Below are 16,035 nucleotides of genomic sequence, written 5' to 3'. Positions count from 1 at the left end.
ACCTAGATCGTTACCGGATCGGAGGCGTCGCGGCGAAGTAGGGGACCGATCCCCTAATCGGAGCAAATCCCCCTATTCCGAGCGGGCGTACCCCGTAGGGGGCTTCCCCGTCTGTCCACGCAGAAGAGGGGGGTGCTCCCCGTTGGCCCCAGTCGCAAAAGTTCTTAGCGTTGATTCCACTCGCTACCTCTGGCAGCGCACCAGTTTCCGGATCACCGGCAACAACCCACCGGCAACAACCCGGTCAACGAACTTCAGGAGAACCCGCCATGGCAACGAACGCCGTACTCGAATTCATCCTCGGGCTACTTCGTGACGACGAGGCAGCTGCCAACTACTGCGCCAACCCGACCGCGGCACTCAACGCTGCCGGTCTGTGCGACGTCAGCCCCGCCGACATCGTCGCCGTCGCTCCGCTGGTTGCCGAGTCCGGACTGTTTGCCGGTGGCGGCGCCGACCTGTCCGCGATCGTCAACGCCGGCGCGTCCGCTGCGGGTGCCATCGGCGGCGGTCTCGGAATCGGTGGTGGTCTCACCGGTGGACTGGGTGGCGGCCTCGGCGGCAGCCTGGGTCTCGGCGCCGGTGCAGGTCTCGGAGTCGGAGGCGCCCTCGGCGGCCAGTTCGACCTGGTCGGCGACTTCGCAGCAGCCCTCAGCGCTGCGCTTGCCATCGGCGGCGAGATCAGTGCCGACCTCGGCGCAGCCTTCGGCGCCGTCATCGAAGCCGGCCTGGGCCTCGGCGGTGCACTCGATCTCGAAGGAGCTCTCGATCTGGGCGCACAGCTCAGCGCGGCTCTGGGCGGCGCCCTCGGAGTGACCGGCGGTCTGACCGCGGAACTGGGCGCAGCCCTCGACGCCGCCATCGGTGTGGTCGGCGGACTCGACCTGACGGCGGGGCTCAGCGGAGCCCTCGCACCGGTCTTTGCCATCGGTGGCGACCTCGGAGCCGACCTCGGACTGGCTCTCGGTGGACTCCTCGGCGGCGCAGCAGACCTCAGCGGACTCCTCGACATCGGCGGCGAACTGGGCGCGAGCCTGACCGGCGCACTGGAATCCGCCCTTGCACTGGGCGGCGGCCTCGATCTGGCCGGCGCTCTGACGGGCGACCTCAGCACGGCGTTGTCCGGCGCGCTCTCCGGTGTCCTGGGAGCCGGCGGCACGATCGGCGCCGATCTGGGTGCATCACTCGGCGGCGTCCTCGGAGCGATCACGGATGTCAGCGTTCTCACCGATATCGCGGGCGGCCTCGATCTCGGTGCAGCCCTGAGCGGCGCACTCGGCGGCGCACTCGGCGTCGGCGGCGGTTTGGAAACTGCACTCGGCGGCGCACTCGACGCAGCATTGGGCCTCGGCGGAGGACTCGACCTCGACGCCGTACTCGGCGGGGGTGCAGACCTGGGCGCGCAGCTCAGCGCGGCACTCTCCGGCGCCCTCGGTGCCGGCGGAACGGTCGGAGCCGACCTGGGCGGCGCACTCGGTGGACTGCTCGGGGGAGCACTCGACCTCGAAGGCGGTCTCGGCGCAGACCTCGCAGCGGCTCTGGGCGGCGGTGCGAATCTGTCGACGGCTCTCGAAGGTGTCCTCGGTTCGGCACTCGGCATCGATGCCGGGCTGGCGGGCGGTCTCGGCGGCGCACTCGACGCAGCGCTGGGCGCAGGCGGACTTACCGGAATCGACCTCGGTGGTGCACTCGGCCTGGGCGGCGAAGCAGGCTTGGCAGCCGGTGTGGCTGCGGCTCTCGACACCGCTCTCGCAGGTGCAGGCGGCTTGGGTGCTGTCGGTTCCGTGGGCACGGACCTCACCGGCGCGCTGGACGGTGCGCTGGGCGCCGGCCTCGGGCTGGGGGGCTCTCTCGACAGCGTTCTCGGTGCCGAAGGCGCACTCGGTGGAGCGCTGGACACGGCACTGAACCTCGGCGGAATCGACACCGGTTCGATCGGCGCCGACCTGCCCTCCGTCGACCTCGGCGCAGTGAACCTTGGCCCGATCTCCGCTGAACTGCCTTCCGTCGACCTCGGAAGCATCGCGGCAGACGGCCTGAACCTCGGCGGTGTGACCGGCGACCTCGGAGCAACGGTGGGCGGTGCTCTGGACGCAACAGCAGGTCTCGACGCCGCCACGAACGCTGCGGCTGGTTTGGGTGGGTCGCTCGGCGGAGCACTGAACGGCGTCACCGATCTCGGTGGATCGCTCGGCGGGGCTGTCGGAGCAGTCACCGACGTGACAGGTTCGATCGGTGCCGACGCAGCCGCGGCTGCCGGTGGCACCGTCGACGGTGGCGGTACCGTTGGCGGCGGCGGAGTCGCTGACCTGGGTGGATCCCTCGGTGGAGCAGTCAGCGGCGTGTCCGACCTGACAAGTTCCTTGACCGGTGCGCTGAACCCGTGGTCGTCGATCGATGCGACCGACGCTTTCGGTGCGGGCTCCGGTTCGGGACTGAGCGCCGATACCGGACACTCGCTCTTCGCCGAGGATTCGGTTGCAGCACCGGTCGATCACATCGACCCGGTTGCGGTTGTCGATCACCTGCATCCCTGATCTGCTGACGCAGGAACTGAAATCGGTCAAAATGACCTGATGTAACAAATCCGGCCCTGCGTGCGCTATGCGTTCGCAGGGCCGGATATTCGAGTCGGGAAGAATTGCGGGTCAACGTAGCTCATGAGTGATTCAGCGAGTCAGGTAAGCAGTCGGAAGGCGCGCGTCGCGTCGTCGACGGCGTCGTTGCTCGAACGAACAGCCGTCGTGGCGAAGGATTTCGGGCGCACGGATCTGGTGCGCCGACTCGAGAATGCTCAGGTCAGAGTCAATGATCCACGTATTCGTATCGTGGTGGTCGGTCCCCTCAAACAGGGCAAGAGCCAGTTCGTCAATTCTCTGCTCGGCATCGACGTGTGTTCGGTCGGTGACGACGAGACCACTGCCGTGGCGACGGTCGTGCAGTACGCGGAGACCGCGGTCGCCGAATTGATTCTCGCCGATCCGGGTGCGGCGCCCATCCGGGTGCCCCTCCCGCTCGAAGAACTGATGGGGATCACCCCGGCCACGCCTCGCGCCGAAGGGCGTGAAGTTCTGCGTGTGGAAGTGGGTGTTCCCAGTCCGCTGTTGGCCGACGGTTTGGTTCTGATCGACACCCCTGGTGTCGGTGGTCATGGAAATCCGCATGCTGCAGGAACATTGGGATTGATCACTGCGGCCGATGCCGTGTTGGTTCTGTCGGACTCCAGTCAGGAGTTCACCGAACCCGAGCTGGGATTCATCCGCCAGGTCGTCAATCTGTGTCCTGCGGTGGCCGGTCTGATCAGCAAGACCGATCTGTACCCGCACTGGCGACAGATCCTCGACGCCGATCGCGGACATCTCCAGCGCGCCGGGTTGGACCTGCCGCTCATTCCGATCTCCTCGGTACTGCGGTCGCACGCACTGAGACTGGGGGACAAGGAACTCGAGGCGGAATCCGGATTTCTGGACCTCTATCAGTTCCTGCGGGACAACGTGGTTGCGCGTGCCGAGTCGAACACGCGACGCGCAGTTGCGATGGACGTGCGTTCCTCGGCAGCACATCTGACGTTGGAGATGGGCAGTGAGCTTGCGGCGCTGAAGGATCCGTCCACCGCTCAAGCGGCGGTCGCCGGCCTGCAGCGTGCCCGGGCAGCGGCCGAGGAACTGCACAAGAAGACCTCGCTCTGGCAACAGAGCCTCGGCGACGGCATTGCAGACCTCGCCGCCGACATCGATCACGACCTCCGGGACCGGTTGCGCCGGGTCACCCGCCAGGCCGAAGAGACGGTCGACGAAGGCGATCCAGGTAAGGACTGGGACGTAGTGGGGGAGTGGCTCGAACAGGAGATCGCCACCGCTATCGGTGACAACTTCGTGTGGGCTCACGATCGAGCTCAATGGTTGGCAGAAGTTGTGGCGCAGCACTTTGCGGAGACCGGCGACGTCGCGCTCCCGCATCTCGACGTCGCCGACACCGACGGTTTCCTGGAACCGGTTGGCGCGTTGTCGGACCTCGAATCCGGCCGTATCGGCATCACTCAGAAGGTCCTGGTCGGCATGCGCGGCTCGTACGGCGGCGTCCTGATGTTCGGCTTGATCACCACGATGATGGGCATGGCGCTGGTCAACCCGATCTCCATCGGAGCCGGGGTTCTGCTGGGTACCAAGGCTTATCGCGAAGACAAACAAGCACAGGTGCTCAAGCGTCGGGCCGAGGCGAAAGCGGCAATCCGACGGTTTGCCGACGACGTCAGCTTCCAGGTGGGCAAGGAGTCGAAGGACCGCCTCCGCCTGGTGCAGCGGCTTCTGCGGGATCATTTCACCGACATCGCCGAGCAGGCGCTGCGTTCGATCAACGAATCCCTCCGCGCCACGCAGGAAGCTGCGCAGTTGGAGTCGAGCGAACACGCCGCTCGTATCAAGCGTCTGGAGACCGACATGCGCGTCGTCGCAGAGCTTGACGCCGTTGCCGGAACGCTGATCGGCGAAACTCCGGCTCCTGCTCCGGCAAAGGTGACCAACGCATGAGTGCCACGACCGCCGTGACCGCTGTGGAGTCGGCACATGCTCTGATCGACCAGGCCAGACGGGTCTACGCGGACCAGCCGCAGACGCGAGCCCAGTTGGACGAATGCGCTGCCCGACTCGGCGAGCCACTCCGGGTGGCGCTCGCCGGCTCCCTCAAGGCGGGGAAGTCGACGCTGCTCAATTCGCTTGTCGGACAGGATATAGCGCCTACCGACGCGACGGAGTGCACGCGCGTCGTCACCTGGTATCGGAACGGGACAACGCCCCAGGTGACTGCGACGGCTGAGAACGGTGCCGAGTTCAACGTGCCGGTGACGCGCCGCGACGGCAGGCTCACGTTCGATCTGGGGGAGTACACCGCAGACTCGGTGGACCGCATCGACGTCGACTGGCCGTCTTCGGCATTGGCTCGTACAACGATCATCGACACCCCAGGTACGTCGTCGCTCTCGACCGAGGTTTCGGCCCGAACCTGGGACATGCTGGTTCCCGATGGTGGTGCGCCCGGCGCGGACGCGGTGGTCTACCTGCTGCGCGCCCTGAACGCCAGTGACATGCAGTTCCTCGGGAAGATCGCTGATCATGTCGGCGGAGAATCCGGCCCGCTCGGAGTGATCGGTGTTCTCTCGCGTGCCGACGAGGTCGGCGCAGGCAGGCTCGACGCGTTGTCTTCGGCGAAGGACGTCGCGGCACGATTTGCCGAGGAATTGGAGCGAACCGGCCTGTGTCAGTCGGTGGTTCCCGTGGCAGGTCTGCTGGCACTCGCCGCACGGACGATGAGGCAGAGTGAGTTCGCTGCCTTCTCGGCGCTCGCGCAGGTTGCATCCGAGGATCTGAGCCTGGCACTGCTCTCCGCGGATCGTTTTGCCAGGCAGGACAGTCCACTCCCGGTCGATGCGGCGATGCGGGCGCAATTGGCCGATCGGTTCGGGCTCTTCGGAATTCGCCTCGCCGTGACGTCGATAAAGCTGGGTGCCACTGATTCGCCGAGTCTGGCAGCCGAATTGCTGGAGCGAAGCGGACTGGACGAGCTTCGTCAGGTGATCGACGTTCAATTCGGGCAGCGCGCGGATCAACTGAAATCGCACACAGCACTGGTGACGTTGGGCAGGATCCTCGAAGCCGATCCGAGTGAGGAAGGCGACCAGATCGCGGCGGAGGCACAACGGTTGCTTGCCGATGTTCACGGTTTCCACGAACTTCGCCTGCTCGGGCGACTTCGTTCGGTACACACAGATCTGCCACCCGACGACCTGGCACAACTACAAAGGCTGATCGGTGGCTACGGAATCCGGGCCAGTGACCGGTTGGGCTGCGAACCGGAAGAAACGCCGGAGGTGCAGCGTGCGCGGGCTACCGCGGCTGTCCGGCGATGGCGCGAGTTGTCCAGGCATCCGCTCTTCGACAGGTTCACCTCCCGCGCCTGCCTGGTTGCTGCCCGCAGCGCCGAGGGCGTCTTGGCTGAAATTGTGCCCGAATAGGGACCCGTTCACTGTGCGAGCGCTTAGAGAGGGTTCTATCTTGAGTTCGGGATGACCCGGACATAACTCCCAGGTTCGGGTCCCACCTCGATGGGAGCACGCGCATGGCGAGTGACATCAAGTCCGCTTCACCGGATCGAGCCACCCTCGTCCTGGGGACGCTCATCCTGGTCGCTGCGGTCGCGAATCTCAATCTCTCGGTCGCGAATGTCGCGCTGCCGGACATCGGGCGGGCCTTCGACGCCAGCCAGACACAACTGAACCTGATCGCGGTCGGGTACTCGTTGGGCCTGGCCGGAACGGTGCTCTACCTTGGGGCGTTGGGAGACCGATACGGCCGCAAGATGCTGCTGGTCACCGGCATGGCGCTGTCTATTCCGGCGTCGATCGTGGCTGGATTCGCCGGGAACTTCGAAGTGCTGTTCCTTGCTCGGATAGTCGGAGGCGTCTCGGCAGGTCTTGCATTCCCGACCACGCTGGCGATCATCACGGCGCTGTGGGCCGGACCGGCACGGACCAAGGCGATTGCCATGTGGTCCGCAATCGGTGGCGCGATTTCAGCACTCGGTCCGATCGTCTCGGGGGCGCTGCTCGAGCAGTTTCACTGGGGTTCGGTCTTCTTCGTCACCCTTCCGTTGGCTCTCGTGGCACTGATCTGTTCGCTGGTGTTGGTGCCCGCGCACGTCAACGAGACGACCGAGCGAGTTGATCACCTCGGCGGCATAGTGTCGATCGTCTTCATCGGGGCGCTGGTGCTGTCCATCAACTTTGCGCCGGTGAAGGGTTCGGGCACGTTGGCTCTGGTGCTCGGGGCGATAGCGGTCGTCGCGGGTATCGGGTTCTTCCTGCAACAGCGACGCGCGGTCAATCCGCTGTTCGATCTTCACGTAGCTGCGCGCCCGACCTTCTGGGTCGCGGCGGTGGGCGGGTTGGTCGTGTTCGGTTCGCTCATGGGCGCGATGTTCATCGGCCAGCAGTTCCTGCAGAACGTCCTCGGCTACTCGACGCTGGCAGCCGGTGCGGCCATCATTCCGGCTGCGCTGGCGATGGTGATCGTTGCGCCGCGCTCGGCGACCATGATCGAAAGGTACGGCGCCCGCGTCACGCTGCTCTCTGGCTACCTGTTCGTGGTTCTCGGGTTGTTTGTCGCGCTTTTCCTGTGGAACGAAAGCACACAGTATTGGCAGGTCGCGCTGGCCTATGCGCTTGTCGGGATCGGGGTCGGCCTGGCAGGCACACCGGCATCGCGTTCGCTGACCGGATCCGTTCCCGTGCACCGCGCTGGTATGGCGTCGGGAACCTCGGACCTGCAACGCGACCTGGGCGGCGCCATCATGCAGTCGATTCTCGGCGGAATACTCACGGCCGGGTACGCAAAATCGTTGGGGAATGCGATCTCGTCCTCGCCGAACGCATCCGAGGTGACTCCCGAAACTCAGGCCGCGCTCACCAAATCTTTCTCCAGCGCCGAAGTTCTCGCGGAACGCTACCCGCAATACGCGGACCAAATCATGACCGCCGCCAAAAACGCCTTCCTGGACGGGGATACAAACGCCTACATCGCGGCGATCATCATCGTGTGTGCCGGTGCCGCGGTGGTGACGTTCTTCTATCCGCGCCGCGAGCGCGAACGTGTCCTGCTGGCGCAGTACGCGGCAGAATCCGATCTCGCCGCGGAGAAGAGTTGAGCGCGCTCTGGTACTGATGAAGGATGCCACAGCTACTTCACATCGATTCGTCTGCCGAACTCCACCACTCGACCTCTCGTGATCTCACCGCCCTGTTCGCTCAGCAGTGGTCGAACAACAGTCCGGATCACACGACGGTGACGGTGGACCTGCACCGGGATCCCTTGCCGCACCTCGCGGACGCGGCTCTGCACTATGCACCACGCTTGCGGGTCGAGGGAGAGATTCCGGATCCCGCCGCGGAAGCACTACAGGCTCGGGTCATCGAGCAACTTACCGCTGCAGACGTAGTCGTGATCGGCGCGCCGATGTACAACTGGTCGATCCCGTCCACGTTGAAGGCGTGGATAGATTACGTGCACGTCCTGGGGACTACGGTGCCTTTCGACACGCGTACTCAGCCGCTCGCAGGTAAGCCCGTGGTGATCGTGTCCAGCCGTGGGAACACCTATGCACCGGGCTCGGGGAACGAGGCCAACGATCACACCGTCCCGCCACTCGTTCAGGTGCTCGGGGTGTCGATGGGAATGGATGTCTCCGTCATCACCGCGGAACTGACTTTGGCGCAGCGTATTCCGGCGATGGCACCGCTGATCGAGCAGGGTGACGCGAGCCTGCGTGCTGCCCGGGAGTCGTTGACCGAGCTGGCCCGTACCTTGGGGGCCTGATCAGGAAGTTCGACCAGGTTCAGGTGAGAAGCGAGATCATCGACGCCACGTCTGACGGTTCTACGTCGTAACCCGGGAAGTAGCAGCACACTTCGTCGGCATGCTCGCCGAACCGCCGCCGAATCTCGCCGGCACACTCTTCGGGGGTGCCGACGACGGCGAGTGTTGTCAGCATCGGATCGGTGATCAGTGATGCCATGTCGGCGTAACCACCTCGCTTCGACAGGGCATTGAGTTCCGGTTGGACCTCGCCCCACCCTTCGACGTCGAGCACCGGACGGTATGCGGGCGTCGAACCGTAGAACGAGAGCAGGGCTCGGACGCCTCGGGCGGCCGCGGCAAGTTGATCGTCGCCGCGGCCGACGCCGACGATGACCTGCGGGATGATCGTGAATTCGTCTCGGGTGCGGCCGGATTCACGGAGGCCGGCATCGACGGCCGGAAGTGTTCGTTCGAGGAAATGGCGTTGCGTGTGGAACGGCATGACCAGGAGTCCGTCGGCCACCTCCGCCGCCGTCCGGGTCATCACCGGTCCGAGCGCACCCATCAGGATGGGCGGCGGTCCATAGGGATTGGGGCCTGGATCGAACGTCGGGGGCATCAGAGTGTGGGTGAAGAACTCGCCGCGGAAGTTCAGCGTCGAGGTGTTCTCCCACGCCGTGAAGATCGCCTTGACCGCTGCGACCGTCTCCTTCATGCGGGCCGCTGGACGCGACCACGTTGCGCTGTAGCGTTTTTCGATGTGTGGTTTGATCTGCGATCCGAGACCGAGGCGAAAGTGGCCGCGACTGAGCAACTGTAGGTCGTTGGCCGAATGCGCCAGATGCATGGGACTGCGGGGGAATGCGATGGCGACGTTGGTCATCAGGTCGAGGTCGACGGCCGATGCCGCTTCGACGAGCGGGAAGAACACGTCGTGTGGTCCCTCGAAGGTGAACAGGCCACCGGCGCCGGTCTCCGCGAGTTCACGGCTGCGAGCAGCGCCCGCGCCCGGCGCGGAGTCGAGTTGTACGTGAACCTTCATCGGCGTACTCGCAGCCAGGTGCTGACACCGGGAGCGAACGGAGCGATCGCCGCCACTGCTACAAGGACGCAGTAGAGAATCGGACCCCATCTCAGAACTCCGGCGCCGATATCCGCAGCGCCGTCGACCAGAGACATGAAGCCGAGCCCGGCCGCGATGCTGAGGGCTCCGACGATCGCCGTCATCACCCGCCCGGCGTTCTTGCGGGCACGGAGGAGTTGAAGGCTCATGAGTGCGAGCAGGATCAGGACGAGAGCGCCGCCGCCACTGCCGGCCAGGACGACCGTCACGGCATCGGAGATATCGGTGGACGAGTATCCGGGATTGTCGCGCGCAGTCGATTCTTCGAGGGCTGACCGGACGTCGTCGAGGCTGGTGACTACCACTCCGGCGATACCGGCCAGGACGACGAACGAGCCGATCCAGGCAGAGGTGGACAAGGTCACGGCCTTGGGCATCTCGTCGTTCGCTGCAGGTCGGAGCGGCCGAACCGAGACGTCGGGTCGCTCGGGTGCGGGGCGCGCCGGCGCCGGTCGAGCAGGTCGAACGGGAGAATTGTCGGGATCGGTCACCGGCCGATCGTAGCCATTCGGAGAGATTCGGAAGTGATGTGGCGCACTTTTTCGGCTTTTCGGAGAAGGCGGGAACAAATCTACGTGGGCTGTAGTTGACCATTTCGACAAGCTTGAGCGCCCTCGGCTCAACTTCGAGTTGACTCCCGGCCACGGTCGGAGGCAAACTTGAGCGGAGGACGCTCACCAAGCGAAAAACTCGCGGTCATGTTCGAGATCAACCACTCGGGCAGAGAACCGCAGAACGAAAGGTAGGAACACTATGGCTCGTGCAGTCGGTATCGATCTCGGTACGACCAACTCGGTAGTTGCAGTGCTGGAGGGCGGCGAGCCCGTAGTGGTCGCCAACGCCGAAGGCTCACGTACCACCCCCTCGGTGGTCGCATTTGCCAAGAACGGCGAGGTTCTCGTCGGTCAGCCCGCGAAGAACCAGGCAGTCACGAACGTCGACCGCACCCTCCGCTCCGTCAAGCGCCACATCGGCACTGACTGGAACGTGGAAATCGACGGCAAGAAGTACACGCCGCAGGAAATCAGCGCCCGCACGCTCATGAAGCTCAAGCGTGACGCGGAGGCTTACCTCGGCGAAGACATCACCGACGCCGTCATCACCGTCCCCGCATACTTCGAGGACGCACAGCGTCAGGCAACCAAGGAAGCCGGCCAGATCGCCGGCCTCAACGTCCTTCGTATCGTCAACGAGCCCACCGCGGCTGCACTGGCATACGGACTGGACAAGGGTGACACCGAGCAGACCATTCTGGTCTTCGACCTCGGTGGCGGCACCTTCGACGTCTCCCTGCTCGAAATCGGCGACGGCGTCGTCGAGGTTCGCGCAACCTCCGGTGACAACCACCTCGGTGGCGACGACTGGGACGAGCGCGTCGTCGCTTGGCTGGTCGACAAGTTCAAGGCTCAGAACGGCATCGATCTGACCAAGGACAAGATGGCCCTGCAGCGTCTGCGTGAGGCTGCGGAGAAGGCGAAGATCGAGCTCTCCAGCTCGCAGAGCACCTCCATCAACCTCCCGTACATCACGGTCGACGCGGACAAGAACCCGCTCTTCCTGGACGAGCAGCTCTCCCGCAGCGAGTTCCAGAAGATCACCTCGGACCTGCTCGATCGCACCCGTGCGCCGTTCCAGGCAGTGATCAAGGACAGCGGAATCGCCGTCAAGGACATCGACCATGTCGTGCTCGTCGGTGGCTCCACCCGTATGCCGGCAGTCTCCGATCTGGTTCGTGAACTGACCGGTGGCCGTGAGCCCAACAAGGGTGTCAACCCGGACGAGGTCGTCGCAGTCGGCGCCGCACTCCAGGCCGGCGTGCTCAAGGGCGAGGTCAAGGACGTTCTGCTCCTCGACGTCACGCCGCTTTCCCTCGGTATCGAAACCAAGGGTGGCGTGATGACCAAGCTCATCGAGCGCAACACCACCATCCCCACGAAGCGTTCCGAGACCTTCACCACCGCTGACGACAATCAGCCTTCGGTGCAGATCCAGGTCTTCCAGGGTGAGCGCGAAATCGCTTCGCACAACAAGCTGCTCGGCTCCTTCGAGCTCACCGATCTGCCGCCCGCCCCGCGTGGCGTTCCGCAGATCGAGGTCACCTTCGACATCGACGCCAACGGCATCGTGCACGTGACGGCGAAGGACAAGGGCACCGGCAAGGAAAACACGATCAAGATCCAGGACGGCTCCGGTCTGTCCAAGGAAGAGATCGAGCGCATGGTCAAGGACGCCGAGGCTCACGCCGAGGAAGACAAGGCCCGTCGCGAAGAGGCAGAGGTCCGCAACCAGGCCGAGTCGCTGGTCCACCAGACGGAGAAGTTCGTCAAGGAGCAGCGTGAAGGTGAGAACGCGGGCAAGGTCTCCGAGGAGATCCTGACCAAGGTCGAGGCAGCGGTCAAGGACGTCAACGACGCGCTGGCAGGCACCGACATCGCTGCAGTGAAGACCGCAGTGGAGAAGCTGGGCACCGAGTCGCAGGCTCTGGGCCAGGCCATCTACGAGGCTTCCGCTGCAAACGAGGCCGGAAACACCGACGGCGCAGGCAATGACGACGACGTCGTCGACGCCGAGGTTGTCGACGAGCCCACCGACTCGGACAAGAAGTGACCTCGGACAACTCCGAGAACAACCCGGTCGACCCCGAGACCGGTGCACAGGGAGAGGCGGCGGGGGAATCCCTGCCGCCGCTCGACTCGGAAGACACAGGGGTAGTTCAGGAAGCAGAGTCGATCGTGGAGGAAGCATCCGCCACCGATCAGCTCGCCGAACGAACTGCGGATCTGCAGCGACTTCAGGCGGAGTTCACCAACTACCGTCGTCGCGTCGAGCGTGACAAGCAGGTCATCAAGGAAACCGCGCGCGCTTCGGTCATCACCGAACTCATCGGAATCCTCGACGACCTGGATCGCGCTCGGGCACACGGTGACCTCGAATCAGGTCCACTGCGTGCACTCGCGGACAAGCTCAACACGACCCTGACGGGTCTGGGTTTGACCGACTTCGGTAACGAGGGCGACGATTTCGATCCCGCACTCCACGAAGCGGTGCAGCATGAAGGCGAAGGCCACGACCCCGTACTCGGGACGGTCATGCGCAAGGGTTACAAGCTCGGCGACCGGGTCCTTCGGACCGCAATGGTGGCCGTGACGGACCGGGTAGGCGACAAGCCTGCAGACGGTTCAGAACAAGAAGCGAAGTAAGAGTGAGAGGAGGAGACGCCCAGTGAGTCAACGGGAGTGGATCGAGAAGGACTTCTACAAGGAGCTGGGCGTCTCGTCCACCGCGACGGCCGACGAAATCAAGAAGGCGTATCGCAAGCTGGCCCGGGATCTTCATCCCGACGCCAACCCTGACGATGCGAAGGCCGAAGAGCGTTTCAAGTCCGTCAGTGAAGCTCATGCCGTTCTGTCTGATCCGGACAAGCGCAAGGAGTACGACGAGGCCAGGCGCCTCTTTGCCAGCGGAGGCTTCGGTCCCCGTGCGCAAGGTGGCGGTGGATTCAACCCCGGCGCTGGTGGTTTCGACATCAACGACCTGTTCGGCGGCGGTGCCGGCGGTCAGGACTCGGGTCTCGGAGACATCTTCGGCGGATTGTTCAATCGTGGGGGAGCGGGCCAGCGCACAGCTGCGCCAAACCGCCCGCGTCGAGGCAAGGACCTCGAGACCGAGACGACGCTCGCCTTCCGCGAAGCGGCGCTCGGTGTCACCGTCCCACTTCGTCTGACCAGCCCGACGTCGTGCACCACGTGTCACGGCAGCGGCGCAAAGCCGGGCACCAGCCCGCGAGTGTGCCCGCATTGCAACGGAACCGGCGTGGTCAGCCGCAACCAGGGCGCATTCGGATTCAGTGAGCCGTGTGACGACTGCCGGGGAACCGGCTCGATCATCGACTCGCCTTGCGAGGACTGCCACGGTAGCGGCGTCACCAACCGGACACGGACCATCACGGTTCGCGTGCCGGCAGGCGTGAGCGACGGTCAGAAAATCAGACTCAAGGGCAAGGGCGAAGCGGGTCTCCGCGGAGCTCCGGCGGGTGACCTGTTCGTCAACATCCGCGTCAAGCCGGACAATGTCTTCGGCCGTAACGGCGACGATCTGACGCTGACGGTTCCGGTGAGCTACGGCGAACTGGTGCTCGGGACGACACTGTCCGTGCCGACCCTGGACGGCCGCGTCGGAGTGAAGGTTCCGGCCGGAACGGTGGACGGACGCATTCTGCGAGTTCGCGGACGCGGCATCCCCAAGCGTCCCGAGGGGGCAGGCGACCTTCTGGTCACCGTCAAGGTATCCGTCCCGCAGAAGTTGGACGACCCGGCGATCGAAGCGCTGAAGACCTATCTCGAAGCCGAGAAGGCGAGCGGGTTCGATCCACGGGCCGGGTGGGCCGGTGCATGATGACCGAACGACCGCAGAATCAATGGGATGCGACGGTCGATCCTGACGCCCAGATCTTCGTGATCTCGGTGGCAGCCGAGTTGGCCGGAATGCATGCGCAGACCTTGCGTAACTACGATCGACTCGGTTTGGTCACCCCTCACCGAACCACTGGTGGCGGACGACGCTACTCCCCGCGTGATGTTGCGCTTCTGCGTGAAGTACAACGGCTTTCGCAGGACGAGGGCGTCAACCTCGCCGGAATCAAACGGATCATCGAACTGACCAACCAGGTCGAGGCTCTGCAGCATCGCGTCCGCGAACTGGCCGAGGAAATCGCGAAAGTCCATGCGGGCTATCGCCGGGACCTCGTTCCGATCCCACGCAACAACGCGTTGGTGGTTTGGAAGCCACGAAACCAGCGATAGTTCAGACCTTTACGCAAACGGCTCCACGCCCTGCTCGGATTCACCTCATCGAATCCCGCAGGGCGTGAGGCCGTTTTGGCGTTTCCACCCAGCGGGAATCGGTCTGTCGAGGCCGCCCGAATATGCATAGCGTCCGCTTCCATGACTCCTCTTTTGTGCGTTTGACGTTATCCAGATCACATTCTATGCTCCAACCCAAGCAACTGCTTGCTAGATCATCAAGCGGGTGCTTGGTTGGCTGGTGCTCGAAATCAGGCGTTCCCACCGGCCGATCCTTCTTTCGTCAGGTATTCGCCTGACGTTCGGTGCATACATGTGTTCTAGGAGTGCAGACATGAATCGTCGGCCCATTCTTGTTGCGGCAGTTGCCGTGACGGCTCTGGCTCTCGCGGGGTGTAGTGGTTCTTCGGAGTCCGAAGGTGGCGCGGATTCGCCGTACCGCGTCCTGCTGACCGGCGGGATCAGTGCGCAGGGTGTTCTCGCGGCGAACTCGCAGACTTCCCTGCTGGCCACGAAGGCCGGCGTTCAGGTCCAGAACGAGGCCGGGGGCATCGGCGGCCGTCAGATCGAGCTCACCACTGTCGATGACGCGGGTGATGCAACCATCGCCGTCACCAAGCTGCGCGAAGCCATCAACTCGGGGAACAAGCCTGACCTCTACCTCAACTCGGGTCCTTCGTCGATCGCGGCTGCGGTTCTCCCGATCCTCAAGCAGAACAACATCCTCTCGCTGAGCATGGCGCCTTCTCCCGATTCCACGGACCCCTCGAAGTTCCCGCTGAACTTCGACCTGGCTCCGGGCGCGACCGACACCGCTCGCGGCATCTCCGAGTATGCAAAGACCAAGGGCTACAGCAGCGTCGGAGTCCTGCACGGTAGTACCGCTTACGGTGAACTCTTCGGCGAGGAGATGACCAGTGCGCTCGAGAAGGTCGGTCTGAAGGCTGCCGGCAACGAAGAATACGACGCCGCTGCTCTGGACATGACGGCGCAGTTGCAGTCCCTCAAGAATGCCGGTGCAACGGCAATCGCGTTGGACGCGTACGGCGCCCCGCTCGGATACGTGTTGCAGAGCCTGGAGCGACTCGGCTGGGACGTGCCGTTGATCGGCAACACGTCGGTCTCTGCCACCAACCTCATCGCCAATGATCCGCCCGCCGGCGTGCTCGGCACCCCGCAGGTGAAGAACCTGGTGACGCAGGTGTTCACCAGCACGGTGTTCGATCCGAACAACGCGCTCGTCAACACGATGGTGGACACGATGGCGTCGCTGGGCTCGATCCCGTCGACGCTGATCCTCGCGGACAACTACGACGCATTCCCCCTCGTCGCGGCAGCAGCGGAGAAGGTCGGCAGTTCGACCGATCCGAAGAAGCTCGCCGAAGCACTGGAAACCGCAGAGGTTCAGGAGAATGCCAAGACCGCATTCCTCTCGCGCTACAACTTCAGCTCTGACAACCACGGCCCGAACCCGGATACCAGTGAGCTGAAGTTCATCAGCCCGACGAAGATCCTCAACGGTCAGTTCGGAAACCCGGCTGCGTCATGACCATTCTGTGGTCCGGATTGGCGCTCGGCGCGGTCTACGTGCTGGTTGCCATCGGGTACAACATCGTTTTCGTTTCCTCCAACACTTTCAACTTCGCTCAAGCTCAGCTGATGATGGTGGGCACTTTCGTCGCCTACACGGGTCTCGTGACCCTGAAACTTCCCGTTCTCGTGGTGGCCGTCATGGCAACCGTGACCGTGATGCTCCTCGCCT

12 protein-coding genes and 1 pseudogene are annotated in these 16,035 nt (G+C 64.2%); 11 read left to right on the top strand and 2 right to left on the bottom strand.

Features of this window, described 5'->3' with window-relative positions; genetic code table 11:
* Window positions 1-269 precede the first annotated feature (269 nt).
* The 5 genes from ABX74_RS27525 (at window position 270) to ABX74_RS27505 (ending at window position 8,366) form a co-directional block, all read left to right on the top strand.
* On the top strand, window positions 270-2,537 hold the full coding sequence (locus ABX74_RS27525; protein ID WP_047890172.1) for an IniB N-terminal domain-containing protein: 2,268 nt from the start codon (window positions 270-272) through the stop codon (window positions 2,535-2,537).
* Between the two features lie 123 nt (window positions 2,538-2,660).
* Complete coding sequence (locus ABX74_RS27520) at window positions 2,661-4,529, top strand: dynamin family protein (protein WP_021334270.1); 1,869 nt, start codon at window positions 2,661-2,663, stop codon at window positions 4,527-4,529.
* Window positions 4,526-6,010 (top strand): dynamin family protein, encoded by a 1,485-nt coding sequence (locus ABX74_RS27515; RefSeq protein ID WP_047890171.1) that lies wholly within the window; start codon window positions 4,526-4,528, stop codon window positions 6,008-6,010. The genes ABX74_RS27520 and ABX74_RS27515 overlap by 4 nt, the downstream gene beginning before the upstream one ends.
* A gap of 104 nt (window positions 6,011-6,114) precedes the next feature.
* Window positions 6,115-7,698, top strand: a complete 1,584-nt coding sequence (locus ABX74_RS27510) for an MFS transporter (protein WP_019749380.1) — start codon at window positions 6,115-6,117, stop codon at window positions 7,696-7,698.
* A gap of 23 nt (window positions 7,699-7,721) precedes the next feature.
* The gene (locus ABX74_RS27505) at window positions 7,722-8,366 is read left to right on the top strand and encodes an FMN-dependent NADH-azoreductase (protein WP_047890170.1); all 645 of its coding nucleotides are present in this window, start codon (window positions 7,722-7,724) and stop codon (window positions 8,364-8,366) included.
* A 19-nt stretch (window positions 8,367-8,385) separates the two neighbouring features.
* Here ABX74_RS27505 and ABX74_RS27500 read toward each other — a convergent pair whose 3' ends face one another.
* Together ABX74_RS27500 and ABX74_RS27495 are read right to left on the bottom strand one after the other, a co-directional pair.
* Window positions 8,386-9,390 (bottom strand): TIGR03617 family F420-dependent LLM class oxidoreductase, encoded by a 1,005-nt coding sequence (locus ABX74_RS27500; RefSeq protein ID WP_047890169.1) that lies wholly within the window; start codon window positions 9,388-9,390, stop codon window positions 8,386-8,388.
* Window positions 9,387-9,962 carry a hypothetical protein gene (locus tag ABX74_RS27495; RefSeq protein ID WP_019749383.1) on the bottom strand — a complete coding sequence of 192 codons (576 nt, stop codon included), beginning with the start codon at window positions 9,960-9,962 and terminating at the stop codon, window positions 9,387-9,389. The genes ABX74_RS27500 and ABX74_RS27495 overlap by 4 nt, the downstream gene beginning before the upstream one ends.
* 262 nt (window positions 9,963-10,224) lie before the next feature.
* On the opposite strand from ABX74_RS27495, the gene dnaK reads away from it, so the two are divergent.
* From dnaK to ABX74_RS27465, 6 genes and pseudogenes are all read left to right on the top strand, one after another.
* Window positions 10,225-12,078 carry a molecular chaperone DnaK gene (gene dnaK, locus ABX74_RS27490; RefSeq protein WP_019749384.1) on the top strand — a complete coding sequence of 618 codons (1,854 nt, stop codon included), beginning with the start codon at window positions 10,225-10,227 and terminating at the stop codon, window positions 12,076-12,078.
* On the top strand, window positions 12,075-12,671 hold the full coding sequence (grpE, locus tag ABX74_RS27485) for a nucleotide exchange factor GrpE (protein WP_019749385.1): 597 nt from the start codon (window positions 12,075-12,077) through the stop codon (window positions 12,669-12,671). The genes dnaK and grpE overlap by 4 nt, the downstream gene beginning before the upstream one ends.
* Before the next feature lie 22 nt (window positions 12,672-12,693).
* Complete coding sequence (gene dnaJ, locus ABX74_RS27480; RefSeq protein ID WP_019749386.1) at window positions 12,694-13,866, top strand: molecular chaperone DnaJ; 1,173 nt, start codon at window positions 12,694-12,696, stop codon at window positions 13,864-13,866.
* Window positions 13,863-14,273: a heat shock protein transcriptional repressor HspR gene (locus ABX74_RS27475; RefSeq protein WP_003944355.1), complete on the top strand. Its 411-nt coding sequence runs from the start codon at window positions 13,863-13,865 to the stop codon at window positions 14,271-14,273. Before dnaJ ends, ABX74_RS27475 begins: the two co-directional genes overlap by 4 nt.
* A gap of 334 nt (window positions 14,274-14,607) precedes the next feature.
* Window positions 14,608-15,822, top strand: a complete 1,215-nt coding sequence (locus ABX74_RS27470; protein WP_047890168.1) for an ABC transporter substrate-binding protein — start codon at window positions 14,608-14,610, stop codon at window positions 15,820-15,822.
* A pseudogene (locus tag ABX74_RS27465) lies at window positions 15,819-16,035 on the top strand (branched-chain amino acid ABC transporter permease); the annotation flags it as partial. The gene ABX74_RS27470 and the pseudogene ABX74_RS27465, both read left to right, overlap by 4 nt.

The sequence above is a fragment of the Rhodococcus sp. ARP2 genome (assembly GCF_001029585.1).
GTDB lineage: Bacteria > Actinomycetota > Actinomycetes > Mycobacteriales > Mycobacteriaceae > Rhodococcus_F > Rhodococcus_F erythropolis.
Note: the sequence above shows the minus strand (reverse complement) of the source record. Positions and strands in the feature narration are given on the sequence as shown.